This is a genomic window from Neolewinella sp., from assembly GCF_965214665.1.
Classification (GTDB): Bacteria; Bacteroidota; Bacteroidia; order Chitinophagales; family Saprospiraceae; genus Neolewinella.
The window spans coordinates 990,653-1,015,331 of sequence record NZ_OZ243970.1 but is presented as its reverse complement, the minus strand read 5'-3'; the positions used below and the strand labels follow the sequence as shown (position 1 = coordinate 1,015,331).

The following is a 24,679-nucleotide window of genomic DNA, read 5'->3' as shown; positions in this document are numbered from 1 at the left end:
CCGTCGCAATCCTTGCGGAATCGATACCAATACTGGCAGCGCGCTATCACGTACCCATTTATAGGCGGCGTAGGCGTCTTCGTGGGCAGCCGGAAATTTATTCATGGTCTCCGAAGCTAATCGGTAGTCTACCGACACGACCACCGCCCCGGTGCGCTCGGCCAGAGCCTGCGCCGAGGGTTCGTACACCTCCAGGGAGCCAATGACCCAGCCGCCGCCGTGGTAGTAAACGATCCCGGGGCGGGCACCCGTAGCCGCTGCCGTAGGGGTGTAGATACGCACGGGTACTCCGTCGGGTGCCGAGCCCGGCGTGTAGTTCGGCGGCAGTACGCGCTGATCGGTCGTAACGGCGGGCGCGGGAGCCGAAAGGTTATTCTTCGCCAGCAGCGTGTTGACCGCGTCGGTCACACTGTGGGTCATGCGGGCCTGCCGGGCCGTAAGGGTAGGTAGTGGCGGATCACCAAAGGCCACGAACTGCTCGATCACGGCCCACATCTGGTCATCCATATTGGGAGCGTAGCTGGGTTTGGGGCCGGTAGGCTGAATCAGCTCATCCCCCGTGAACGGATTGAAGTCGTCATCTTCACCACAGGAGGTCAGCGAACCGGTCAGCAGCGCGGCTATTCCGGCTAGTACGACGAATCGGGATATGCGCGTTTCGCTAAAAGTAATAATCAAGTTTAAGGATAAGTACTTCATTCGAGATCAAATTGGGGGGAAAAGGATTTGCAGTACCGGTCTCTGAACGTGCCAATCCTGAAACCAGATTCCATGCCGTTTTTACTGATATTTGAGCAGAAACGGCCAGATTCTCCCAATGTTGTGCATTCGGTGCTCGGTCTTGTGAATTTTATTTGCGGAAACTGGCAGTTTGATCCGTTGATAGGACTGACATCGCCGTTCCCGCAATGCCCTTGCACCCGCGTCCCCGCAAACTTTATTTGCCGGTGAGGGCCACCAGCGCCGTTGCCTACCGCTTAAGGCCCAACTTCTTCATCTTACTAAAGAGCGTCTGGGGATGCATCTTCAGTATTTCAGCCGCTCCACCCTGCCCGCTTACCTTCCCGTCAGTGCGCTGAAGCACGCACGTAAGGTAGCTGCGCTGATTTTCCTCAAAGGAAAGAAACTCGGTGGGATGACTGTTCCACGACTCCCCGTTTGGTACCAGCATACAGCATATGCAGGAGTTACAGGCGGACAGATCCAGCTTGATCAAGTGAAAGGTATAGTGCTCGTGTTCGCCCACGGTAAGGTAGCGGACGGCACAGTTTCCTTTTTCCAGATGGGTAAATAAATCGACGCCCGGGGCATGCACTGATCCATCTTCGGAAAGGTGACCGCGCAGCAGTTCCTTGACTCCTAGCGCCAGCTGAGTCAGCAACTTCGTGAACGCATCGTTTACCGCCAGCAGCTGCAGGTCCTTAGTGATGAGCAGCGTGGGCATTGGATTGGCGTGTACCCATTCCCTGACGATTGAGGGTACGGTAGGAGAAGGTGCGTTCGTAATGGACATGGGTGCAGCAGTTAAAGAATGAGACTAGGTGATTCCGGAACGGATAAAGATTTTCGGCGGTCTTGTTCGGTGGCGGCAAGCGGCGATCCGTTACAAATGCTACTGCGCGTTGCACCTAAGGTACGGATAAATTAGTCTACCCATGTTGCACCATTTACCGCATTTTCTTAAGGTATCGGGGCGGGGCCCCTGATTGCCACGGCTACCCGGCGGGGTAGGGTAGGGTACGGGCAGCATCTCGGTGTTGCGGTTCCACTGGCGGTCCGTGGCGTAGGCACCCTGAGAAATCCGTAATGGTATGGTGAGAGTTTCGTGATAAATTATGGGGTGGAAAGCGGTACTTTAGGGGGTATGGATAAATCAGCACTCGTCGTGGAAGACGATCAAGATATCGTAGAACTCCTCCGCATACATCTGACCGACCTTGACTGCCGGGTAACGTCTACCGGGGATGGCCACGAGGGACTCCGGCTCGGACTTGCTGGACGATTTGACCTGATTGTTCTGGATGTCGGGCTACCGGGATTGGATGGTACGGAGATTTGTCGTCACCTACGGGCCAAAGAAGTCTACACGCCTGTCCTGATGTTGACGGCGCGGTCGGAGGAGATCGATAAGGTGCTGGGCCTGGAAATGGGAGCCGATGACTATCTCACTAAGCCATTTTCTGTACGGGAATTCATCGCCCGAGTGAGGGTCATCTTCCGCCGCATGGAACGGACGCGCAGCCATACCGGCGAGCACGCCGCCGGGTCGGCATACCGGTATGGTGAGTTGGCCATCGATCTGGACAAACGCAAGGTCACCATTGCCGATCGGCGTATCGAGCTGTCACCAAAGGAATTTGAATTACTCGCGCTGCTTGCCTCGAAACCCGGAAAATGCTATGCTCGCGCCCAAATTCTGAACCTGGTATGGGGGTACGATTTCGGTGGTTATGATCATACAGTCAATAGTCACATCAACCGGTTGCGGGCCAAGATTGAGCCCGACGCGCAACATCCAACATATATCCTTACGGATTGGGGGGTAGGTTACCACTTCAGCGAAAAAGTGGACTACTAAACCGTCGCTCTCAGATTAATTTATCTGTCATGCCATCTCCGGAAAATAGTTTACTCATAAAGCTCTCCGGGTTTGTGTTGTTGCTGCTCGTGATCGTTGGGATAGCTTACGTGGCCATCACCGCTTACATTCAGGAGGATTATGCCGCGGAGGTTAACCAACACCTCTACGGAGGAATAGCGGACCATACGGTTGCCATGGTCACGCCCTTGGTGAACGGGGAAGTAGATACCATGGAGATCCAGGACATAATGCATTCGATGATGGTCATCAACCCCAGCGTCGAGGTTTACCTGCTGCGGCCGGACGGTCGGATCATAACGTACGTAGCACCGAATAAGCGCGTGCAACTGGACCGGATCGACCTCGCTCCGGTACATCAATTCATTACCGGGACCGCGAAAGGAATTCGCCCGTTCGTGAAGGGAGATGATCCCCGTCACCCAGAGGAGCAAAACATCTTTAGCGCAGCCGAAATTCGCAACGAAGTAGATAGTCTAGAGGGATATGTGTACATCATCCTGAGCGGCGAGGAGCAACAGGCGGTATCGGCGGAATTTTTCGGAGGCTACGTACGCCGTCTGGGAACCAATCTGTTTTTTCTGAGTTTGCTTGTGGCCTTCGTGGGGGGCTTGGTAGGCTTACGCTACCTCACGCGTCACTTGCGCACGGTGGTCGAAGGCATTCGACGATTTCGTGATGCGGATCACAACAGCCGCATCGACACCGACCGGGTGGGTGACTTCCGTTCAATCGCCGCAACCTTCAACGAGATGGCGGACCAGATCACGCAGCATATTGACGAAATGAAATCGGTAGATCGACTTCGCCGGGAGCTGGTGGCGAACATTTCACACGATCTGCGTACACCCGTATCCGTGTTGCAGGGATTTGTGGAAACCCTCCTAATGAAACACGAGGGTATGCCTGCCGACCAGCGAACGAACTACCTGCAGACCATCCTGGCGAGTTCCAATCGGCTCGGACGGCTCATCAGTCAGTTGTTTGAATATTCCAAATTGGAAGCCAAACAGGTGGAACCACAGAAGGAGGTCTTCCATGTCGGGGAACTGGCCCAGGACGTAGCCATGAAGTTCAACTTACTGGCGGAAAAGAAGCACCTTAGGGTCACGGTTGATGTGACCCGCGATCTGCCCTTAATTTTTGCCGATCTGGGGTTGGTAGAGCGCGTACTGAATAACTTGATGGACAACGCGTTTAAGTTTACTCCAGCGGGTGGGGAGGTGGTGTTAAAAATTCGGCCTACCGACCGGGGAGTGGAAATCACCGTGTCGAATACTGGGCCGGGAATATCGGAGGAGGAGCAGCCATACATTTTTGACCGTTACCAAAAGGCAGGGGGAACCAAGCACGTAAATCAGGGGGCCGGCCTGGGGCTCGCCATCGTGAAGAAGATACTGGAGCTTCACGGCCAGCCCATTCATGTCCGCAGTCGGAAAGAAAAGGGGACCAGCTTCATTTTTGAGCTGCCGACCCAGTAGGGCTAAGCAGCTTCGCGGCGAATGGGGAAGGGAAGGCTACCACCGGTAACCTTATGATTTACCCCGTCATCTGTTACCGGATGGTCAGTTAACGCTAAACGTCCAAGTTTGGAGCTAGAAAGGGGAGCCCCTCTCGACTCTACTTAACATAAGGATAATTAGATGTCCATAATGCATAGACCGAAGGCCACCTAGAAAAGAAAGATGATGTGTCCTACGCTTCTTCTTTCACTCCTGGCGCTGTTGGTGATTTTTGAACTCTCTAGGTAGGGTTACCGAGCGTACATCACATGGATCTTAGCGGATTCAGTACCTTGTTGGGTGCGCGAACCATCCTGAAAACTGGGAAGGAACCAATGACAAACATCGCGACCGAGCTGGTTGTCTAACAATCTAACGATGAAAATCACTACCGCTTTGTTTTTACTGGCCATCGTCCTTTGTCCGGACGATTCGGCCGGCCAGTCCTGCGATAGTTTGCAGATAGCAAATGATCAACTGACTAGTGAAGTCCGGGAGCTCCGTCAACTACTTGACCTGACTGCCCCGAAGATTCTAAAGCAAGGAATGCATATTAAAAATATTTATTTGTTTTCCAAGTTGGAAACTCCTATTTTAAGCAGATCGTAGGTACGAACTGTATGCTAATTTTTTGATGATTATTTAGTTAGGAACCTCATAGCACACCTTTTCGGTTGGTCATAGAGTCTACGATCAATAAACATAAGCACATGACACCTTGGTCTACCTTAATGCTGCATAAATTTCCCGATTCAAATCTGACGAATTATCATTCTACTAGTGGTCAGTTTGAAACCTCGCCTGTACCACCTACGATGGTTGCGGATGCCATGCGTAATTACTCTGTGCGAATCAATCACAATAAAAATTGGTTCCGTTTTATTCCCGCGGACGACCTAAATGATGTTATAGGGGTCTCACTGAAAGGTAACCTCAAGGTTCCGCATATTAACAGACAGTTCTTCGAAGCTCACCCAGTAACACAGCCACAAGAGCCTGAAGAGGCACCAAGAGGAGGAGGAAGACTTGGGAGAATAGGGGCAGGCCCGCGACCGATAAGAGGCCTTCCGCCAATCGGGTTTCTTTTGGGTATGATTACATTAATAGACTTAGATCAATTCAAGGTTGATGTAAGCTTTGATACCGTAAGAACTGGAAAGCATCTCAAAGTTTCTATTGGAGAAAATTTTGATACAAAGTATGCTGTTGATCTGCCGAAAAGTGATACGCTGTTCTTTGATTTAGAAATTCGCTGGTTACCCAACGGGCAATTGAAAGTCTGGATAGACCAAAAGTTAGTCCTATTCAAAAACGACTTTGCTTTGGGCAGGATTATAAACGTGAGTGAAATTGTTGTCGGAAGAGGAGTTCCACCAGAATTTGATCATTTAGATTCTGTGATGTATGATTTTACCTTGCTTAAGGTAAAAGTATTGCAGAAAGATAGTGCCACTGTTACTCTAGCGGAAGCAATACCTCATCCTGTAAAGGCACCGAAAATTCCCGACGAGTGTATAGCGAGGTTTAGAAGAAATCAAGTCATGGTAACCTATGAGCTTCGAAATTTTATGGCTGCTTTCAGTCAAAAATACACTAAGAATTGGCAAAGCGGTGATTCGTCTATTGCTATTACAATGATTGCCAAAGATGCACACTTAAAAGCAAAAGCTATGGGGTTAGTATTTGTCGCTTTTCTAAATGATCCAGATCAGACTAATGCTAATACTTTATTGTTACGATTACGTGATTTTTTAATTGTGATGAAAACCAACATGCCCCAGGAGTATAATGCGCTCATCCACCGTCTCACGGTTAACACAATCAAGGAAAACAACTTATGTAAAGAATATAGGCAAGTTTATTTTGACCATTTAGATATACGATCGAAACTCATCTATAGCTTTTTTCAAGACGCCGACAAGTTAATTCGTGAACCTAACCCTCCCTCGCTATGAGTAAAGCTGATATAATAATTGATTTTGCCGCAGAAAGTAAATTCAATCTAACAGGATCACTTTCGCATGAGCAGGTGGAGCTTTTGGCAAAGGCATGGTTGCCTGAGATTAGGTTTCATGAAAAAGAAAAGTACCATCCAATTTCCTTGAATGACTACTTTGTCCTTCCCGGATCTGGATTTGCGGCACGTCCTCAAAATGAGCAGGATAAATACAAGTTCACGGTACGTGTTGGCAAGGATGGGCTAGCAGTATACGAGAAATTTGTGCCTCAAGTATTGAAGATAGACGGTCCCCTTCTGCCACTCCGCGATGGTGCTCGTGAGTATGAATATCGACGTACTCAAAAAGTACTTTCAAACGGGGAACAGATTTTGACTGAGTTATTCAACGATGCTATAAACGAGGATGCCGAAGTTTCTCATGGAAACGGCAAAACTGGGTCGGACTTCTTCTTTGCTTCCACAAACACAATAAAAGGTAATTCTACCCCAACAGGTGAAGATCCTTTTCAGCCTCGTCATCCCATAAAAATTATTGCTGAATACAAGGTACTCATTGACCTCCTACAACACGAGTTACTGGTCGACAACGAGGTTGATTATCCTAAGATAAGAGACAAAATCCGGGGAGGTTTTGACATTACTAAACTCTTTTTTCCACCAATACCTCCAAATATTGTTCCTATTAGTAGAGGGTTGGCTCGATCGATACTATTAGAGCTTATTACTGCCAAAAAATCTGGCGGCGATCAAAATTTTCAAATCATCCTAAATCGGTTACCTGATGGATACAAATTTAATAACCATGCTTGGGTAATTTTAACGCGTCATGCATTTCTGGAATTTCACTTTTATTACGCTTACAGTAATTGGCAAGAGTATGGAAACAATCTGTTCACAAACTACCACGAAGGTGATTTGGAAGGCTGCTGCTTGGTTTTTGACCATCTAGAAGTTGAAGCCACCTTTTCAGCCCCGGAGCCTGTAGCTTTAGATGTCAAGCCACTATCCATTATTACCTCAGTACACGAGGAATACCAAGGATTGGATGAATACAAGGAATTGGCAGCCGCTCATGCAAAAGAAGATGCTGTGGTTTGGGTAGCTCTTGGCAGTCACGCTACTTACACATCGGTTGGTAACCATGATGTCGTAAACACACGCCTACTGTTTCGGACTGGCTACGAGTACATAAGCCTAGCCGTAATTCCATTATGGCCTGTAATTGTGTTGGTAGCGGTATTAGAGCACTTTGTTGATGTGGAAGACGAAACTTCCGACGATGGAATATACATTAATAGTCTTCCCCCCAATCAAGGAGATAGTCGAGTTTTTGACAAAACAGTAGAAATAACGCCTTTTTCTTTGAATCAAAATATTTATGCTCATAGTACTTTGGATGACCTCGGCGTTCGATCCTATCCCGGAAAGCTTGGAGGTACAAGCGGAATCAAAAACAAAAGTTCCAATTTCAAAAATAAATCAGGAAGGTTCTTTAGAAAGCTATTAAACAGAATGTCAACTACTCCAGTAATTGATTGAAAGGATTCTAACAACATTTATAGTTTTAGGTTTCCCACTGCTGCGTCCAAGAATGAGCGACTCTAAATAATCTCGTGTATTTTCATTTCTTGCTGTATTAAAGCATGACGTTCAGTGATTAAATTTTGCCTAAAATCGTAAAGTTGTTCCCTCAATTTTTGATGTTCGGTCTGTTCAGCAGATGAACTGATATCATAAAATTTTCGACTGATCATACCCGCTAATTCACCCTCATCACTTAGGACTTTTTCCATATGGGTCACTAGTCTTTGCCAGTCCTGGGTACTGATTTTGCCAGCCAAAGATTTTTTTAACGACTTAGTTCTTGACACAGCACGACTCAACCCGTGGCATAAATTGAGTTTTCTCTCGATCTCAAGCCACTTGGGGTACACGTCTAACTGTTTTACTCGATTTCTGAATTCTGCTTCGTCTTCAACGAGAAGAACATCATTTGTGTGTACAATCACCATGTTTACAGTCGTGTTAAGCAGTAAATAGGTTTCATTCATGACCTCGTAATATTGATCACGCTGCGACTTTGTAAAGGACGCTGCTTTTCCAATCGTGCCCACGATCGACGACAATAGTGTTAGAAGCTCCTTAAACATAGTTTAGTAATTGGCAGTGTATCAAAAGTAATGGTCTGACCTGGCTAAAAGCGGCAGCCCGAGCAAGGTCACTATCTTAAAGGTGACTAAACACAATGGCCCGTGGCTTTTTAGCCTCTGATCAAGACAAAAGCGGGTAAGCCCTATCTTGTTGATTACCACACCATGAAGATCATGGCCTACCCCACGAAGATGGAACTCCTCGCTGATTCAATATTACAACAACTTCCCCACATCGGCACCAGTCAGCGCAAGTTCATGCTGCATTTGTTCGTAAGCGTCCGAGCAACTACGTCTTGTTTAGGTCCTGCGCCGCCGCCCACTGATCGGGCAGCAGCTCCCGCAGCCGGTTAACGGGGTGGTCGGGCAGGCGGGTTAGTACATCGGTGAGCCACTCCCGGGGGTTGACCCCCAGGTGCTGACAGCTAGCGAAGAAGGAGTACATCATCGCCGCGCGCTGGGCCCCGGCGTGGGAACCGGCAAAGAGGTAGTTCTTACGCCCCAGGGCCAGGGGGCGGATCGAGTTCTCGATCAGGTTGTTGTCCAGTTCCAGCCGTCCGTTGTCGTTGAAGCAGGCGGCCAGTTTGGGCAGTTCGTGCTTAGCGTAGTGCAGGGCCTGACCGATGGCCCCCTTGGAAAGGTTGCCGGCCTGTTCATAAGCCACCCAGTCGAGCAGCCCCACATAGACCAGGCGGGACAGGCGCTGGCGTAAGGCCAGGCGCTGGGCGGGGGTGCGCCCGCGCCGCCGGCAGTGGGCCTCCACGTGGTAGAGGTAGCCGATGGCAACTAGGGCCACCTCGGCCAGGCGGCGGTGGTGTCCGAGGGCCACGAAGAACTTACGCCGGATGTGGGCCAGGCAGCTCACGCCGGTGACCTTGGGATGCTTACGCAGGTACGTGACGTAGGCTTTATACCCATCCGTTTGTAGGTAGCCCGAAAAGTCGGCCAGGCGGTGCATCACGCCCTCGGCCGCACTCCGGCCCCGGCGGTAGTCGAACAGCACCAGCCCGGAGATGGGATCGCGGTACACCCACTGGTAGCCCAGGTGGGTCTTACCCGTTTTGTCCGCCGCATCCAGCACCGGGATGGTCGACTCATCCACCTGTAGGTAGGCTGTGGCGGTTTCGATGACGGCGCGTAGCAGCGCCTGGTAGAGGGGTTCGAGCAGGCCGCAAGTGCCCCCGAACCAGTCGTTGACGGTCGAGGCGGCCACCACCCAGCGGTAGTCGCGGGCAAAGCGCTTGATCTGCCGATAGAACGGCATGTGGTCCACATACTTGGCTACGCACAGCTCCGCCAGGAGCCCGGGCTCGGCCAGGCTCTTGTCGATCGGCCGGCTCGGTAGCTCAGCGACGATCACCTCGGTGGAGCCATCCGCCGCCGCGGCGGGGCGGGCGTACTTGGGTCGGATACGGCGGATGATGACCAGGCGGCCCGGCCGGTAGTCCAGCGTCTCGGTGATGTCGCGGCCGATACACTCCAGGCCGGCGATATCTTGCCCGACCGGTTCCAGCACGATCTCCTCCACGGGCAGGTGGGCGGGCAGGCTGGCCCGGCCGGGGTGGGCCTTTTTGACCGCCGCACGGCGTCTGAGGTAGCTGATCTGCTGTTCGGGGGCGGCCGCCGAAGCCGAAGCCATCGCCGCCGCGGTCTCCGTTTTTGGCTCTTCCCACAGGGCCATCTGCTCGGGCGGAGTGGTGGGGATAAAGCGCTCGGACTTCGCCCCAAAGAGCAGCCGCTTGAGCTGATCAAGCTCATGGCGCAGCGCCGCGTTTTGCTGGCGCAGCGCCGCGTAGTCCGCCTGGGATACCGTAGCTTCCACGACCCCAAAACTACTACCCCGCCCCCCAAGCTAGGCAGCCCGGCGGTATCTTTTTCTGTGCACCACGGAAGTGAGTTCAATACCCTCCAGGAGCAACTGCAGATCCGTCCAGGCTAACTCTAGACTAGCGTCCCGGTCAGCAGTTGCAGCCGGTAGCTCAAAGGTCCCCCGCTCCAGCACCTTGTACCACACGACAAAGCCATCCCGGTCCCAGACAAGTAGCTTGATGCGGTCGCGCCGCTTGTTTAAAAAGAGAAACACATCACCCGAGAGCAGTTCGTGCCCGATGTGCTCGCGCACCAGTCCCGACAGCCCGTTGAAGCCCTTGCGCATGTCGGTCACCCCCCGGTACAAAAAGTACCGCTGCTGGCTAGAGAAGCTAAGCATGGGCACCGCGTTCCAGTTCCAGCAGGAGGTGGGCCAGCTCCCGGGGGGAGAGCCCACTGAGTTCCAGGCGCAGTCCGCTCGGTAAGCGCAGGCTCCATGCCGCCCCGGTCGGGGCAGTGGGGCAGAGCTGATAGAAACCTCCACTTACCGTGGCGGCGGCGGGCGGGCCGTACTTCCTTTTCCAGGCATAGAAGGTAGCTACCTTCAGGCCGTGGTCGGCGCAAAAGGCGGCAATGGTGTGGCTACTGGCCGCGTGCTGGGTCAAAAAGCGCCGGATCGCGGCGGGGCTATGGCGCATGCTTGCGTGCGTTGGTGAAGCGCAAAGCTCCGCTCAGGTGACGGGCTAAGCAAGACGGGGTTGCTCGGACGCTTACTCCTAGCCATTCGTTAGTGAACGGGAAGTGAAAGCAGCAGCAATAAAATGATCAGGATGGCGCGGATGGCGCGCGGAGTTCCAATCTGTCGAAGGAACCGATAAATGTAATCCAATGCGATCTGCTTGGATCGCCCCCTTTAACGCAGTACAAAGTTACGGGAAACCGCGGACATTGGTTTTACCGGCCACTTCCGGCCTCCTTTTTTTGTCGGAGTAGAAATTCCAGAAACGGCTTCTTGCTAAAAGATCGCTCCACCAAATGCGACTTTTGGACCAAACTTTTAACCAAAGCCAATCTTCAGGCCGTTAGGAATGTGCCGGTGCGAGCCCTACTCTTCAAATTCCAGATACCTATCGAAAAACGGCAGCATGTCGTGTAGTGCCCGGCCGTCTTCGGTCCATAATTTGTTGCCATGATCGCCGATGTACGATTCCGCGTAGTGCTCGATACCCAGATTTTCGAGCATTTTACTGAAGCGGAGGCAGGTTTCGGGTATCAGGTAGCCTGGCTCGTTTCTACCCCAATCCAATTTCAAGGCCGTCAGCGATCGCAACTGCTCTACGTGTTCGTCAACCATTCCGAGGACGGATTTTTCCTGCCAGGTGCGTAGGACATCGTAGTTGATCACTAGGCTATCATCAACGTAAGTGTACGGAAAGTCGGCGTAGAAGGGCGGCTTGCCGGGATTCGGTGAGTAGGCCTGTCCGATGGCTATGATGGCATTGGCATCGAATTCGTCCCATCCCCTGGTGAGTTGCTCACGGGTAGAAATGTCGTTAATGCGCTGGTATGCGTCACCCCGGATACCGTATTCTTCGGTGATCACGTCCAGCACAGCGGGGGACAGTGCATAGACGGACGAGAATACCCCGGGAAACAGCATCCCCATTTTAATTGCCCCCTGCCCCCCCATCGAATGACCGGCGACTCCCCGGCTGCTTCCGGACGGAATGGTGCGGTAGGTGCGGTCAATGTATTCAACGAGGTCTTGCCCGGTGAAGTCCGCCCAGTCGCCGGTAAAAGAGGAGTTCGTGTAGAAGCTGCCCCGGAACCGCGTATGTTGATCCGGCATAACGACGATCACGGGTCGGATCCGGTGCGTGGCAATGGCTTCGTCGAGCAGCCGGTCGAACTTATCATCGGCTATCATCAGGCTATCGCTCCAGGTGAAGCCGTGCAGGTAGTAGATGACCGGATAGCGTAGCCCGCTACTGTCGTAACCGGGGGGCAAATAAACGGTCACCCTGCGGGTAGGATCCTCACCTGCCTGGTTTTCCAGCCGGGCGGAATACAGGTGGTCGACCACTATGGTACCCTCAGCCGCTTGGCCGTAACCGGCGTCTGCCGCGACCGCCACGATGAAGACCAGGAACAATACTTTCATGATTTTATATTTACGGTAAAGGGCCTGCCGTTCGGGTGATTGACTAGCGGATATACAAGACCATAGCTACGGATTGAGTGAATACAGGTCGTGTGTAAGCAGACGCACGCTGGTTTCCCCGGTATTGACCGCCATGTCTCCGAGTGGCGGTTGAATGAGGGCGGCCCCCTTCGGGAGTTCGAAAGGCTGAGGTTCCATGTCCTCGAAGTAGACGGTGAGGCTACCCCCTTCGAGTACGTACACCGTGTGGTAAGGATGTTCGTGCCACACCACGGAATCCCCGGGTTGCAAAACCGATTCGTACATGACGATTCCAAAGGTGTCACCGAGCAGCTGCACCGCTTTCGGATGAATACGGTCCAATCCCTTATTTCGGTCGTACTCCGTAGGGGCGGATTCTGCGGATGTGGTCACTGGTGCGTTGACTGCTTCGGGCTGGGCCGACGATTCAGCACAGCCGCTAATAATAGCCAGTATGCCCACAAAGGCGCTGTATCTCAGTGATGGTAGCGTATACATAGGATGATTTTTACCGCCTGGACGGTTACCCCTGTCCCGTTTACGTCGGTAGCGTGGAGGATTCCATCGAATAGGCGAAAGGTAAGCGCACCCCTACCGGCGGATACTGTACAAATCGGACATTATAGCAAGGCCGGGGATGCCCCCAAGTACTGCTGAGATAGTGGGTTGAGGAAACCCTGGTGCCGCGAGGGCGGCAGCGACACCTTAGCTTTGAAATCTCTGGCCAGGTGAGCTACGTCGTAGTACCCCGCCGTGTAGGATATCTGCTCCAGGCAAGTGTCAGGACGTTTTTTGATTAATTCCATAGCATACCTGATCTGCCAGATTTTGGCGTAGGCCTTTGGGGGAAGCCCCACCTTTATTAAAAATTGCCGGTGAAAGGTGCGTTCGCTCATGAAGTACCGCCGTGCCATCCGGTGTACGTCGACGATTCCGTTGTGCTCGGCAATTTCGTTGACGGCGTGGTAAATGGGGTCCGCCTGGTAGGCAGCCTTGGGGGGTAACGACCGACGCAGGAAGCGCCGCATCTCGGGGTGATCGAAGGAATCGATGTGGTACGTTGATTCCATGCGGTCCAGCAAACTCCCGTTATCCGCTATCACGTTGCACAGCCTGATCTGCCGGTCGACTAAGGCGGACATCGGCTGTCGGAGCAGGTAATAGCCAATCACCGGGTGGATCTTCATGGCGTAGCCCCCTCCGGTTCCAGTTTGTCGCACGATCAGCGAGCTTTGCGAGAGCAAGCCGCAGATATAGAGATGGTTGGGGCGGGCAACCGATTGGTCGTAATTGACGAACCGACTAACAAAATCGGTGCCCGTAATGAAACTGAAGATCAAGAATCCCGTCCTGGGAAATACGGTGGTGAACTCCTTGCCGACGCGAATATCCATGCTGGAATAAGCCAGCGTATAGTCGCGGATCCGACTGGACGCGTTCGTGAGCTTGAGCGTGGTTTGGCCATCCTCTGCTGCAGTAATCATAAGCTGTTTCTTGCTATGTAGAACGGTGAGGGCCTATCGTTGAAGCCCGGACGATTGTAGTCGGACGGTTCTTAATGTACGATAAATTCCGGACCGTGCTGTGCTGGGCGTACGCCGTTGTGTTGTATATTCTTACCCAGCCCCCCACAGGTCACTGAATCTCGCGGAATAGTGGACGCAGTACTCACCTTCAGGGCGGCTCGGCGAGACCTAGCGCATCTCTGTTCCTCCGCGGTTCCCTCACCCCGCGCAGCGGCAACGCTGCTTGTTAGGACAATTAGATCCACCATGAAACTCCAGGATTAAAAAAATGCATTTCGCGGCTACCTTCCTTCCGCCTTCATTCCTGCAGGGGACGGTACCAACGACCGCCTGCGCTCATACGCCGGCCGGGAAGTGGTGGCGATCGAGCGGCTGCGGATTTTTGATCAATGGGGCGGACTCCTGGCCGACCTGATGACGCAGGACGGAGCCGCGCGCCCGTCGGTTGCCTACCTCTACTCGGTGGAGGTTCGCTACCTGGACGGGGTCGTGGAGGTGCTGCATAATTTGGTGATGTTGATCCGATAGGAGAGGCTATTGTCCAGCCTACTTAACATAATATAAATTATGGGAAACTTCGCCTCCCTAAAACTCTGTGTCCCTAAATCCCCTTCAGCACACTCCCCGGCGTCTCCCCATACTTCTCCCGGTACACCCTCACAAAATACGTCGTGCTGCTAAAGCCGGTGGCGTGGCCCACCTCAGCTACGGTCACCGCCGCACTGGTGGTCAGCAGATCATGGGCCCGCTGTAGCCGCACCGACTGGATGAACTGATTGGTAGATTGATCCAGTAGACTCCGCAGCTTCCGGTTCAGACTGGCCGGACTCATACTTACGGCACCGGCCAGATCAGCCACGCGGAACTTTTCCTCGCTCAGGTGGGCTTCCACCACGTCCATACACCGCTGCAAAAAGTCCGAGTCTGCCGGCGTAGTAGTCACCTCCGCGGGCTTGAGCGCAATGGAGGTGGCATAGCGCTGCCGCAGCAATTTTCTCGATTCGAGCAGGTTCGTCACCCGGGCCAGTAATTCCCGGTGATTGACGGGTTTAGTAAGGTAAGCATCCGCTCCTACCCGCAGTCCACTGATCCGGTCCTCGCTACCGGCACGGGCAGTAAGCAGGATGACCGGTATGTGACTTACCTCCACATCCTGCTTGATGGCCTCTACCAGTTCGTAGCCGTCCATGCCCGGCATAGCCACGTCACTGATGATGAGATCGGGGTGTAGCTGTTTAGCGGCGAGGAGTCCGGCCCGTCCGTCCTCCGCTTCGGTAATCCGATACCCGTGCTGTAGGGTGAGTTGGAGTAGTTCGCGCAGCGGGGCACTGTCCTCTACGAGCAGGAGCAGCGGCCAATCCTCCTCCTCCTCCTGCGCGGCAATCTTTTCCGTCGCAGGAAGCGCCGCTGAAGAATTCATTCCATCGACGACTGAGTCATGCTGGGCTTCCCACGCCTCGTCGGTCACCACGGCATTCGGGAGCTCAACCGTGAAGGTAGTGCCCTCCCCTACCTGGCTCGCTACCCGGACCGTACCCCCGTGCAGACGTACCAATTCTCTGACCAACGACAGCCCCAGGCCAGTACCCTCCACCTGCCCGCGTTCGGCATCCGGGGCCCGGAAAAAACGTTCGAAGATAGTGGAAAGCTGCGCCTGGCTAATTCCTACTCCCGTATCGCAGACCGCAATCTGCACATCGCTGCCCCGCTCCCCTACCCTGACCGTTACCGCACCACCAGCGGGGGTAAATTTGATGGCGTTGGTGATGAGATTGAGCAACACGTCCTCGATCTTCTGGGCGTCAAGGCGTGCGAGTATCTGCTGGGGGGTAGCGACGCACCGCAGGGATACCTCACGCTGTTCGGCCAGGTGGATGAAGTCGGCCACCGTAGACTGCACCAGGCTCACCGCGTCGACCACGGCATGGTCCAGCCCGGTTGCATCGGCCTCCAGGCGCGAAAGCTGAAGGATACGGTTGACGAGCTCGAGTTGGCGCTTGGCGTTGGTGTGCGCAAGGGTGAGTAACGCATGGTCGTTGTCCGCCCCCTGATCCGGCGGGTGACGTTCCAGCAACTGCTCCAGCGGACTCATAATCAGGGTGAGTGGAGTACGGAACTCGTGTGAAATGTTGGCGAAAAAGCGCGATTTGAGCTCCGTCTGCTCCGTAAGCCGCTCGGTCGTACTGCGCATATCGCGGATCTGCCGGGCCAGCGCCCGTACCAGCACGGCGGTGAAGGAGAGGCTACCGAACTGTAACCCGTACTGCAACCAGCTGCTTTGCGCACTGGTCAGCATCAGCTGGCTGAGATAGGCCAGGCCAGGAAGGGCCAGCATGAGCGAGGATACTAACAGTTGCCGCGCCGCCGGGTACCCCCTGTGACTCATGACCAGGATGGGAGCCAGCACGGTGAGTATCCACACGAGTAGCAGGGCGTTGGCGAGCCGCAAGATCGTCAGCACGTGCCAACCCAGCAGGTAGGGCACAAACTGCGCGGTCACCGTGAGGAGTACCACCAGCCAGTATAGTCTATTGTAGTTCGGGTAGGTACAGGGCAGGCGTATGAAGCGTGCGATGAAGGCCGACATAGACACCACCAACGAGGTGATCACCAACTGTAAACTGCCTATCCCAACCCTAATGGGCGAGGGAAGGCCCAGCACGTCGGTCATGACGTTAACGACCAAGAAGTAGGCCCCAAAGCTCAGCGTCACCCAGGCAAACAGTACCAGCGAACGGTCGCGAAACATCACGAATACGAACAGGCTGAGTAGACTGATCGATAGCATAATACCGGCGTAAAAAAAGTGCCAGGCCGTGGAGGAGAGTTGGGCGTTCATGACCGCCCCCATCTCGTGACGCGTGGCCGCGGCAATGGTGACCAGCGGCCAGGGATCGCGGAAGTGCAGCCGCGCGTACACCGTCATCGAATCGTGCGGACGCAGACTCACCGGGTAAGTAGCCGGCAGTAAACTGGCGTAGTGTGCCCGATCACCGGAGGCAGTCCGCAGGCCGAGGTATTCAATTTTCGCCCCCGTGCGCTGCGTATACACCCACGCACTATCAACATTCCGGTTAAGCAGCAGCAGTTCGGCTACCGAATGGTCGGTGGGATTATCCAGTTCTATTTTTGCCCAGACGTAGTAGTCCGTGAGCCGTGCGTAATCCCGTTCACCGGGCGTAAGCCAGTCGCGCCGCCCTCTGACCTCGTCAATGGACAGCCCTCCGGTGGTATCGACTAGGCAGCTACCGGCCAGCAGCCGGGCACCGGCCAATGACGTATTCTGCGCACTACCCTCAGGGGGCAGCAGCGCACACAGGATGAGCATAAAAAGCAGACGCACCGGGGCGAGCATAAAGCGAACAAAAAAGTAAGATAGCCACCCGGGCGGAAATTGACCTACATTAGGTCCTTACCCGATCGCTTGTCATATGAGAAACGCATCCCACCACCCGCTGCGTATCGTCTTAATTCTCACCCTCATCAGCTGCCTATCCCGTTGTAGCCCGCCCCCCGCGGTAGCAGCCACCCCCGCTCCTACCCCCCCGTCAGCAGCTACCACCACCTGGCAGTCGCTATTCAACGGCCGGGACCTTACGGGCTGGACTCCCCACTTCGCCGGTCAGGAGGTGGGCGTCAATTTTCGCAACACCTTTCGCGTGCAGGACTCTATGCTGCGCGTGAGCTACGCGGACTACGACAGCTTTGATGGGGCCTACGGCCACCTGTATTACCGCCAGCCCTACAGCCACTACAAGTTTCGTTTCGAGTACCGTTTCGTGGGCCAGCAGGTACCCGGGGGCGAGAGCTGGAACGTGCGCAACAGCGGCGTGATGTTCCACTCCCAGTCGGCCGAGAGTAACGAGCTGGCCCAGACCTTCCCGGTTTCCATCGAGCTACAGCTCCTGGGCGGACTCAGCGACGGCGAACCCCGTACCACCGGCAACGTCTGCACCCCCGGTACGGCTGTCGTCTACGGGGACACCATCGACTACCGCCACTGCATCAACTCCAGCAGCGCTACCTACGACGGGGACGGCTGGATACGCGCCGAGGCCGTCGTACGCGGCGGGCAGGGCATGGACTTTCTCATCGAGGGCGACACCGTACTACAGTTCACTCAGCCCCAGATCGGCGGCGGCTTCATCTTCCGCAGTCCGGGCGGGGCCGACTGGCAGCAGGCCGGTATTACCACCACCCGCCAGGCCTGGCTCGACCGGGAGGGGGAACTGCTCACCGAAGGCTACATTGCCCTTCAGGCGGAAAGTCACGGCATCGACTTTCGCCACATCGAGTTGCTCGACTTGAGTGAGTAAGTTCGCCCCATGCTACGAGTTATACTATTGCTGTGCTACGCACTTACCAGTCTCCACTGTGGAGCTGGGAGCCAACCTGACACCCTTGCACCTGCGTCCCCGCCCTACCACCCCTTTGCGGAGGATGCCGTGCGGGCCTCCCTGGATACCTACCGGACGGAGACCATAACGACCCGGCGTTTCAAACAACCTGATCTAGAACCCCTCATTCGGGCACTGCCGGAAAGTTTTACCGTCGATACGGCGGGGCGTTCGGTGGAGGACCGTCCGCTGTGGCGCGTAAGCTGGGGGGGCGGGGGTACGCAGGTGCTACTCTGGTCGCAAATGCACGGCGACGAACCCACGGCCACGGCGGCCCTCTTCGATCTCTTTGCCTGGTTGGAGGGCGGCGAACCGGAACTGGACTCGCTGCGCACCCTGTTGCGCGAGCAATTACACCTCACCTTCCTGCCTATGCTCAACCCCGACGGCGCGGCACGTTACCAGCGGCGCAACGCCCTTGGCATCGACCTTAACCGCGACGCCCTCCACCTCACCAGTCCCGAGGCACGCCTACTGAAGGAAGAACGCGACCGACTGGATGCCGCCTGGGGCTTCAACCTCCACGATCAGGGTATCTATTACTCCGCAGGGTTTCCGGCCGCAAAGGGCTGCGCATTATCGATATTAGCCCCGGCCTACGACTGGGAAAAAACAATGGGACCAAAACGGGAAGATGCCGCTCAGCTCATCGCCCTCATGAACCACTACTGGCAGGACAGTCTGCCCGGTCAGGTGGGCCGCTACAACGACGACTTCGAGCCCCGGGCCTTTGGGGATAACCTCCAGAAGTGGGGCACCCGCACCATCCTGATCGAGTCCGGCGGGCTGGCCGGTGACCCGGAGAAGCAGCGCATAAGGCGGCAAAATCTGCTGGGACTCATCGCCGGTCTGCACGGTATCGCCACCGGAGCCTACGAAAGCTATCCTATAGCTGACTACTGGCAAATCCCCGAAAACCAGTCGAATGGTATGCACGAGGTGATCCTAGAAAACGTGGCCGTGGAGCGGGACGGGCAGACCTATACCATGGACGTGGGGCTGCGCATCCGCGAGCGTACCGCTACGCCAGACTACCGGGAGTTCACCAGCACGGCCTACGTCAGCGACCTCGGCGATCTGCACACCTTCGGGGCCTTTTACCGCTACGATGCGGCCGGTCAGCGCACGGAAGTAGACGGTACCCTCGACATCGGAGCGCCGGCGGACTTCAAGTTTTTCGGTCCGGACGGCACGCTCCTGACCACGGTGATCGACGGCCGGCTCAGCAAACGCTAAGGGGGCGGGACTGCAAAAATTTAAATCAGTAGCGTTTCGTGCTTTCTATCGATCGTGCACTATATTCACCGCCCATAAGACGACAGAATTGGTCTACCTGCCCCCCCTCCCGGTCCCTTTGGCCACCCAAATGAGAACCTACGAATAACCAGCATCATACCCCGGACCTCCCGTTCGGGAATGATTGCCACAGTCGATCAGCTTTAACACTCCTAGGTTATGCAGCACGTTTACGCTTTTGGAAGGGCCGCCCTGTGCCTGGCCTTCCTGTTGTTTACGACTACCCTTGCCGCCCAGATGCGCACCGTGACCGGTACGTTGACGGATGAGGGCACCGGCGATCCGCTCATCGGCGCTACCGTCCAGGTCAAGGGTACCACTCGAGGAACGGTCACCGATATCGACGGCACCTACTCCATTCAGGCCGACCCCGCCGAGACGTTGGTGGTAAGCTATACCGGGTATGCGCCGCAGGAAATTGCGGTGGGGGATACCGGAGAGATCTCCCTGGCCCTCGCCAGTGGTGAGATCCTCGACGAAGTAGTAGTTGTGGCCTACGGTAAGCAGCGTAAGGCCACCGTCACGGGCGCCGTAGTCGGTGTAGAAGGGGCCGAACTTCTCCAGTCGCCCTCCGTCAACCTTGGGGTTTCATTAGCCGGCCGCCTACCGGGCGTGGTGGTGATCCAACCCAGCGGGGAGCCGGGCAACGATAATGCGCGGATCAATATTCGGGGCACGAACACGCTTGGTAATAGTAGTCCGCTGGTGGTGATTGACGGCGTACCGGATCGGGACGGCGGCCTGGCCCGGCTGAGCCCCCAGGACATCGCTTCCATCTCGGTACTAAAAGACGCCTCTGCGGCCATCTACGGTGCGCGGGCGGCCAACGGAGCGATTTTGGTGACCACCAAGCGCGGCGTGTCGGGTAAGCCTACGGTCAGTTATGACTTTAATCAGGGTTGGGCACAACCAACGGTCCTACCTAAAATGTCCGACGCGGTGCAGTACACGACGATCATGAATGAGCTGCCGATCTACCAGTCCATTCCGGTCAATGAGTGGGAAGCCGCCTGGGATGCTATCCAGACCACCGGCACCTACAACTCACCCACAGATGGTGTCGGCACACTGAACGCCAACTATTCTCCGGAGACTGTACGCCTTCACGGCGAGGGCTCCGATAAGTGGGGATACCCCGATACCGATTGGTTCGGCGATGCTTTCAGGACCTGGGCGCCCCAGAGTCGGCATGCGCTGCAAATACGTGGGGGCAGCGAAAGCTTTCGCTATTTCGCTTCCCTAGGCTATCTGAACCAGGAGGCTTTCTATAAAAACACAGCCACCAAGTACAAGCAGTATAACCTACGGCTTAACCTAGACGCTGACGTCAGTCAGTACATCAAAACGTCGCTAGGAATTGCCGTGCGCCGGGAGGATCGCCGCTACCCTACCCAGAATGCTAATGCCATCTTCCGCATGCTGATGCGCGGCCGGCCCACCGAGCCGGAAGTGTGGCCTAACGGACTACCGGGCCCCGACATCGAGAACGGACAAAACCCCTACGTCATCACGACTAACGCCACTGGCTACCAGGACGAGCCTACGGATTTTATTCAGACCAACGGCTCCCTTGAGCTCACAAATCCCTGGGTTAAAGGACTTGCCCTTACCCTCTCAGCCGCAGTAGACCATACCAACAGCCAGGTCAAACGCTGGGAAACCCCCTGGCAACTCTACTACTGGGACCGGGTCAGCTACGAGGCCGACGGTGAGACGCCCCAGCTGGAGGCCGCCACCCGCAGCAATTTTACCGATCCGCGGCTACGGCAGAGCAACTCCAACGTACTGAACACCAATCTTTCAGCCCGGCTGAACTATGACACGGAAGTAGGCAGCGGACACTCCATCGGACTGATGGCCGGCGTGACCCGCGAGACCTTCACCGGCGATAACTACTTCGCCTACCGCCGCAACTATATCTCTCCGGCTGTGGATCAGCTCTTCGCCGGGGGCTCCCAGCAGCAGGAAACTGGCGGTTCCGGATACGAAAGAGCGCGACTGGGCTACTACGGGCGGGCACAGTACGACTACCAGGACAAGTACCTCCTGGAGTTCATCTTTCGCTACGACGGCTCCTATATTTTTCCGGAGAGCGACCGCTTTGGCTTCTTCCCCGGGGTGTTGGCGGGCTGGAATATCGCGAACGAGGATTTCTTCAACGTACCCTCTATCGACTACCTCAAACTACGGGGTAGCTACGGGCAGATGGGCAACGACCAGGTCTTTTTCAATGGGCAGTTGCAGGAGTACGCCTTTCTTTCTCTCTACAGCTTCGGAAACTTCCCCATCAACAGCGTGGTCCAGACCACCCTGGTCGAGCAGCTGCTCGCTAACCCAAGCTTCACCTGGGAACGTGCCAATAATTTCAACATAGGGTTGGACGCCATCCTGCTCAATAACCGGGTAGACCTGACCCTGGAGTACTTCTTCAACAAGCGCTCCCAGATTCTGATCCAGGAGACCGGCTCCACCCCCGCCACCTCGGGCATCAATAGCCTACTACCCCCGGTCAACGCCGGTGAGGTACACAACCGCGGCTTTGAGTGGAACGTGGGCTACAACGGGGTGGCCAGCAGTGCCTTCCAGTGGCGCTTCGGCGTCAACGGCGGCTACGCTAAGAACAAGGTGGTCTTTATGGATGAAATCCCCGGCGCCCCCGACTACCAGCGCATGGAGGGTAAGCCCATCGGCGCCTTCCTGGTGTACCAGTCCGACGGGGTATTTCGTGACCAGGCCGAGATCGACGCCAACGAGATCGACTACAGCGCCGTGACCGGTCGGCTACTACCCGGTGACATGAAGTTCGAGGACGTCAACGGCGATGGCATCATCAACGGCGACGACCGCGTGCGCATCGACGATAACGGCACGCCTACGCTGAACTTTGGCGCAAACTTAACGGCGAGCTACGCCGGCTTCGACCTCAATATCCTCTTCCAGGGGGCCCGGGGTGCATCCCTCCGGGTACAGACCGAGAGCGGTGACATCGGCAACTACCTTCAGTACAGCTACGAGAACCGCTGGCGCATCGATAATCCCAGCAGCGAGCACCCCCGCCTGGCCAGCCGCGGCGATACCTACTATACCGGCGGTAGCTACGGACAGAATACCTACTGGCTGTTCAGCAAAAACTACGTACGACTCAAAAACGCCGAGATCGGCTATACCCTACCGGCCACGCTCACCGACCGCTTCCGCGTCGGGAGTCTACGCGCCTACGCCAACGGCCTCAACCTGATCACTTTTTCCAAGCTTGACTTTTTTGATCCCGAGACCACCACTGGTAGCGGGGTGTACTACCCCCAGAGCCGCATCATTAATCTGGGCCTAAATCTGACTTTCTAATCTGCTCGATCATGAACCCTCTCTACCACTGCCTTCAGCGTCTGACCGCGGCCGGCTTGCTCCTTGCGGGGCTCCTTATTTCGGCCTGTAGTACGGACTTTCTCAGCACCGAGCCCCTTGATGCCATCTCCAGCGAGGCCACCTGGGCCGATCCGGCGCTGAGCGAAGCGTTTATCTTCAACGTGTACTCCTTCCTGGGCTACGGCGGCTTCGAGGAGCAGATGCTGGCCTCCATCACCGATGAGGCAATGTTCACCCACGCGGGTCGCAACATCAACACCTTCACTGAGGGTACGGAGGACCCTACCAACACAGGTTGGATGAGCCCCACCTACCAGTGGGACAATATGTACCTGGCCATCCGCCAGGCTAATATCGCCCTACAGGAACTTCCCGAGGCTACCTTTGATAACCCGGAACTGCGCGACCGCCTCCTGGGTGAGGCCCACTTCCTCCGGGCCTATTACTACCACCAACTGGCGCGCTTCTATGGCGGGGCACCCCTCGTGGATCGCCCCTACGGCCTGGGCGAAGACTACACCCTGGAACGGGCAAGCTGGGAGGAGACCGTCAACTTCATCGTCGCCGACCTCGACGAGGCCGCCCGCCTGCTGGAGGGTAAGGGCGAAACCCCCGGCCGGGCCTCCCGCCTAAGCGCGCTGGCCCTGAAGTCGCGCATCCTCCTCTACGCGGCTAGCGATCTGCACCACGCCCCGACCGCCGCGGCCGCATCCGCTACCCTAGCGGGCTACGCCAGCCCGGAGATCTTTGCCTACACCGACGGAGACCGCACCGCCCGCTGGCAGGCCGCCCGGGACGCCGCCCGTGCGGGGCTCGACGCAGGTAGCGGGTACAAGCTGGGGCTGAGCGAGCCGGTGTCCGCAGAAGCCGGTCGGCAGAACTACCTCTCCATTGCCATGGGCGGGGGAAGTAGTGTGGGCGATGCCGCCGCGGCCGTGGAGCTGATCCTACAGCGCACTGCTACCCCCCTCTACACCCAGGAGAGCAACTGGCCCCTCGGCCCCATCCACTTCGGAATCAACAACGGTCCGAACGGCTACCACAACTGGGCGGGCAACACGCCCATCCAACAATTGGTCGATGATTACGAGATGATGGATGGGTCGAGCTTCGACTGGGATAACCCAGATCACGCCGAAGCCCCCTACACCGATCGCGACCCGCGCTTCTACGTCAGCATTATGTACGATGGGGCGGACTGGAAGCCCCGGCCCAGCGACGTAGAGGGCATCGAGCCCTACGACGAGATCCAGACCGGCTACTACGATGACGGCAGCGGTGGCACCATCCCCGGCGTCGACACCCGTGAAAGCCCCGTCGAAAACTGGAACGGTAGCCGCACCCACTACTACGTACGTAAATTTATCGACCCGGATCCGGCCCTGCGTGACAACCAGTCGAGCGCCCAGGTCATCCCCTGGCCCTTCATCCGCTACACCGAGCTGGTACTCAACTACGTAGAGGCCAGCATCGAACTCGGCGAGGAGGAAGAGGCCCGCAACTGGCTGAATCAAATTCGCTACCGGGTCGGCCTACCCGCCGTCACCGAAAGCGGCGATGCCCTACGCGACCGCTACCGCAACGAACGCCGCATCGAACTGGCCTACGAGGAGCACCGCTACCACGACGTCCGCCGCTGGCTCATCGCCGAAGAAACGCAGGGCGAACTCATCGAGACCATCGACATCCGCGCCGAGCTCAAACCCGGTCAGCAACCCCGCGTCCCCTATAAGTACGACCCCTCGGTGTACAACTACATCTACAACGTGGCGGTCAATACCGAGAACGAAAGCCGCGCCTGGGTGGATAAGATGTACTTCCGGGCCATCACCCGCGACGAGATCAACCGCAATCCCGCCCTGGTCCAAAACCCCGGATTTTAGTAGCTTAGG

The 24,679-nt window shown here is 55.8% G+C and carries 18 protein-coding genes and 1 pseudogene; 8 read left to right on the top strand and 11 right to left on the bottom strand.

The genetic code is table 11. The features are described 5' to 3' along the window. Positions 1-99: 99 nt before the first annotated feature. Together ACOOHD_RS04575 and ACOOHD_RS04570 are read right to left on the bottom strand one after the other, a co-directional pair. A pseudogene (locus tag ACOOHD_RS04575) lies at positions 100-420 on the bottom strand (alpha/beta hydrolase); the annotation flags it as partial. A gap of 550 nt (positions 421-970) precedes the next feature. Beyond that, on the bottom strand, positions 971-1,513 hold the full coding sequence (locus ACOOHD_RS04570; RefSeq protein WP_420460388.1) for a hypothetical protein: 543 nt from the start codon (positions 1,511-1,513) through the stop codon (positions 971-973). 351 nt (positions 1,514-1,864) lie between these two features. On the opposite strand from ACOOHD_RS04570, the gene ACOOHD_RS04565 reads away from it, so the two are divergent. The 4 genes from ACOOHD_RS04565 to ACOOHD_RS04550 all read left to right on the top strand — a co-directional run bounded on the left by ACOOHD_RS04565 (position 1,865) and on the right by ACOOHD_RS04550 (position 7,600). Continuing rightward, on the top strand, positions 1,865-2,578 hold the full coding sequence (locus ACOOHD_RS04565) for a response regulator transcription factor (protein ID WP_420460387.1): 714 nt from the start codon (positions 1,865-1,867) through the stop codon (positions 2,576-2,578). Between the two features lie 29 nt (positions 2,579-2,607). Next, positions 2,608-4,080, top strand: a complete 1,473-nt coding sequence (locus ACOOHD_RS04560; RefSeq protein ID WP_420460386.1) for an ATP-binding protein — start codon at positions 2,608-2,610, stop codon at positions 4,078-4,080. 731 nt (positions 4,081-4,811) lie between these two features. Further along, positions 4,812-6,056, top strand: coding sequence for a hypothetical protein (locus ACOOHD_RS04555; RefSeq protein WP_420460385.1), 1,245 nt, complete (start codon positions 4,812-4,814; stop codon positions 6,054-6,056). Beyond that, positions 6,053-7,600: a hypothetical protein gene (locus ACOOHD_RS04550; RefSeq protein ID WP_420460384.1), complete on the top strand. Its 1,548-nt coding sequence runs from the start codon at positions 6,053-6,055 to the stop codon at positions 7,598-7,600. Before ACOOHD_RS04555 ends, ACOOHD_RS04550 begins: the two co-directional genes overlap by 4 nt. A 62-nt stretch (positions 7,601-7,662) precedes the next feature. Here ACOOHD_RS04550 and ACOOHD_RS04545 read toward each other — a convergent pair whose 3' ends face one another. The 9 genes from ACOOHD_RS04545 to ACOOHD_RS04505 form a co-directional block, all read right to left on the bottom strand. Beyond that, complete coding sequence (locus ACOOHD_RS04545; RefSeq protein WP_420460383.1) at positions 7,663-8,211, bottom strand: hypothetical protein; 549 nt, start codon at positions 8,209-8,211, stop codon at positions 7,663-7,665. Between the two features lie 289 nt (positions 8,212-8,500). After that, a complete protein-coding gene (tnpC, locus tag ACOOHD_RS04540) occupies positions 8,501-10,033 on the bottom strand; it encodes an IS66 family transposase (protein ID WP_420460382.1) in 1,533 nt (510 codons plus the stop codon). A gap of 30 nt (positions 10,034-10,063) precedes the next feature. After that, the gene (gene tnpB, locus ACOOHD_RS04535; RefSeq protein ID WP_420460381.1) at positions 10,064-10,420 is read right to left on the bottom strand and encodes an IS66 family insertion sequence element accessory protein TnpB; all 357 of its coding nucleotides are present in this window, start codon (positions 10,418-10,420) and stop codon (positions 10,064-10,066) included. Beyond that, positions 10,413-10,718 (bottom strand): IS66 family insertion sequence element accessory protein TnpA, encoded by a 306-nt coding sequence (gene tnpA / locus ACOOHD_RS04530; RefSeq protein WP_420460380.1) that lies wholly within the window; start codon positions 10,716-10,718, stop codon positions 10,413-10,415. The genes tnpB and tnpA overlap by 8 nt, the downstream gene beginning before the upstream one ends. A 407-nt stretch (positions 10,719-11,125) precedes the next feature. Further along, entirely contained in the window at positions 11,126-12,181 is a 1,056-nt protein-coding gene (locus tag ACOOHD_RS04525; protein WP_420460379.1) for an alpha/beta hydrolase, read from the bottom strand. A 66-nt stretch (positions 12,182-12,247) separates the two neighbouring features. Next, positions 12,248-12,595 carry a cupin domain-containing protein gene (locus tag ACOOHD_RS04520; RefSeq protein WP_420460378.1) on the bottom strand — a complete coding sequence of 116 codons (348 nt, stop codon included), beginning with the start codon at positions 12,593-12,595 and terminating at the stop codon, positions 12,248-12,250. A 227-nt stretch (positions 12,596-12,822) separates the two neighbouring features. Continuing rightward, positions 12,823-13,686, bottom strand: a complete 864-nt coding sequence (locus tag ACOOHD_RS04515) for a helix-turn-helix domain-containing protein (protein WP_420460377.1) — start codon at positions 13,684-13,686, stop codon at positions 12,823-12,825. Between the two features lie 378 nt (positions 13,687-14,064). Continuing rightward, positions 14,065-14,232: a hypothetical protein gene (locus tag ACOOHD_RS04510; RefSeq protein WP_420460376.1), complete on the bottom strand. Its 168-nt coding sequence runs from the start codon at positions 14,230-14,232 to the stop codon at positions 14,065-14,067. Positions 14,233-14,329: 97 nt separating this feature from the next. Next, on the bottom strand, positions 14,330-17,083 hold the full coding sequence (locus ACOOHD_RS04505; RefSeq protein WP_420460375.1) for an ATP-binding protein: 2,754 nt from the start codon (positions 17,081-17,083) through the stop codon (positions 14,330-14,332). A 76-nt stretch (positions 17,084-17,159) separates the two neighbouring features. Between ACOOHD_RS04505 and ACOOHD_RS04500 the strand changes: the two genes are divergently transcribed. The 4 genes from ACOOHD_RS04500 to ACOOHD_RS04485 all read left to right on the top strand — a co-directional run bounded on the left by ACOOHD_RS04500 (position 17,160) and on the right by ACOOHD_RS04485 (position 24,670). Continuing rightward, positions 17,160-18,044, top strand: a complete 885-nt coding sequence (locus ACOOHD_RS04500; RefSeq protein ID WP_420460374.1) for a 3-keto-disaccharide hydrolase — start codon at positions 17,160-17,162, stop codon at positions 18,042-18,044. Between the two features lie 9 nt (positions 18,045-18,053). Continuing rightward, entirely contained in the window at positions 18,054-19,361 is a 1,308-nt protein-coding gene (locus ACOOHD_RS04495; RefSeq protein WP_420460373.1) for a M14 family zinc carboxypeptidase, read from the top strand. A 219-nt stretch (positions 19,362-19,580) separates the two neighbouring features. After that, complete coding sequence (locus tag ACOOHD_RS04490; protein WP_420460372.1) at positions 19,581-22,766, top strand: SusC/RagA family TonB-linked outer membrane protein; 3,186 nt, start codon at positions 19,581-19,583, stop codon at positions 22,764-22,766. Positions 22,767-22,777: 11 nt separating this feature from the next. Further along, positions 22,778-24,670, top strand: a complete 1,893-nt coding sequence (locus ACOOHD_RS04485) for a RagB/SusD family nutrient uptake outer membrane protein (RefSeq protein ID WP_420460371.1) — start codon at positions 22,778-22,780, stop codon at positions 24,668-24,670. The last annotated feature ends 9 nt before the right edge of the window (positions 24,671-24,679 follow it).

Bases quoted from the DNA above. Each gene is read 5' to 3' on its own strand.
- ACOOHD_RS04570 (WP_420460388.1), bottom strand. From the start codon at position 1,513: ATGTCCATTACGAACGCACCTTCTCCTACCGTACCCTCAATCGTCAGG.
- ACOOHD_RS04565 (WP_420460387.1), top strand. From the start codon at position 1,865: ATGGATAAATCAGCACTCGTCGTGGAAGACGATCAAGATATCGTAGAA.
- ACOOHD_RS04560 (WP_420460386.1), top strand. From the start codon at position 2,608: ATGCCATCTCCGGAAAATAGTTTACTCATAAAGCTCTCCGGGTTTGTG.
- ACOOHD_RS04555 (WP_420460385.1), top strand. From the start codon at position 4,812: ATGACACCTTGGTCTACCTTAATGCTGCATAAATTTCCCGATTCAAAT.
- ACOOHD_RS04550 (WP_420460384.1), top strand. From the start codon at position 6,053: ATGAGTAAAGCTGATATAATAATTGATTTTGCCGCAGAAAGTAAATTC.
- ACOOHD_RS04545 (WP_420460383.1), bottom strand. From the start codon at position 8,211: ATGTTTAAGGAGCTTCTAACACTATTGTCGTCGATCGTGGGCACGATT.
- tnpB (WP_420460381.1), bottom strand. From the start codon at position 10,420: ATGCTTAGCTTCTCTAGCCAGCAGCGGTACTTTTTGTACCGGGGGGTG.
- tnpA (WP_420460380.1), bottom strand. From the start codon at position 10,718: ATGCGCCATAGCCCCGCCGCGATCCGGCGCTTTTTGACCCAGCACGCG.
- ACOOHD_RS04525 (WP_420460379.1), bottom strand. From the start codon at position 12,181: ATGAAAGTATTGTTCCTGGTCTTCATCGTGGCGGTCGCGGCAGACGCC.
- ACOOHD_RS04515 (WP_420460377.1), bottom strand. From the start codon at position 13,686: ATGATTACTGCAGCAGAGGATGGCCAAACCACGCTCAAGCTCACGAAC.
- ACOOHD_RS04510 (WP_420460376.1), bottom strand. From the start codon at position 14,232: ATGCAGCACCTCCACGACCCCGTCCAGGTAGCGAACCTCCACCGAGTA.
- ACOOHD_RS04505 (WP_420460375.1), bottom strand. From the start codon at position 17,083: ATGCTCGCCCCGGTGCGTCTGCTTTTTATGCTCATCCTGTGTGCGCTG.
- ACOOHD_RS04500 (WP_420460374.1), top strand. From the start codon at position 17,160: ATGAGAAACGCATCCCACCACCCGCTGCGTATCGTCTTAATTCTCACC.
- ACOOHD_RS04495 (WP_420460373.1), top strand. From the start codon at position 18,054: ATGCTACGAGTTATACTATTGCTGTGCTACGCACTTACCAGTCTCCAC.
- ACOOHD_RS04490 (WP_420460372.1), top strand. From the start codon at position 19,581: ATGCAGCACGTTTACGCTTTTGGAAGGGCCGCCCTGTGCCTGGCCTTC.
- ACOOHD_RS04485 (WP_420460371.1), top strand. From the start codon at position 22,778: ATGAACCCTCTCTACCACTGCCTTCAGCGTCTGACCGCGGCCGGCTTG.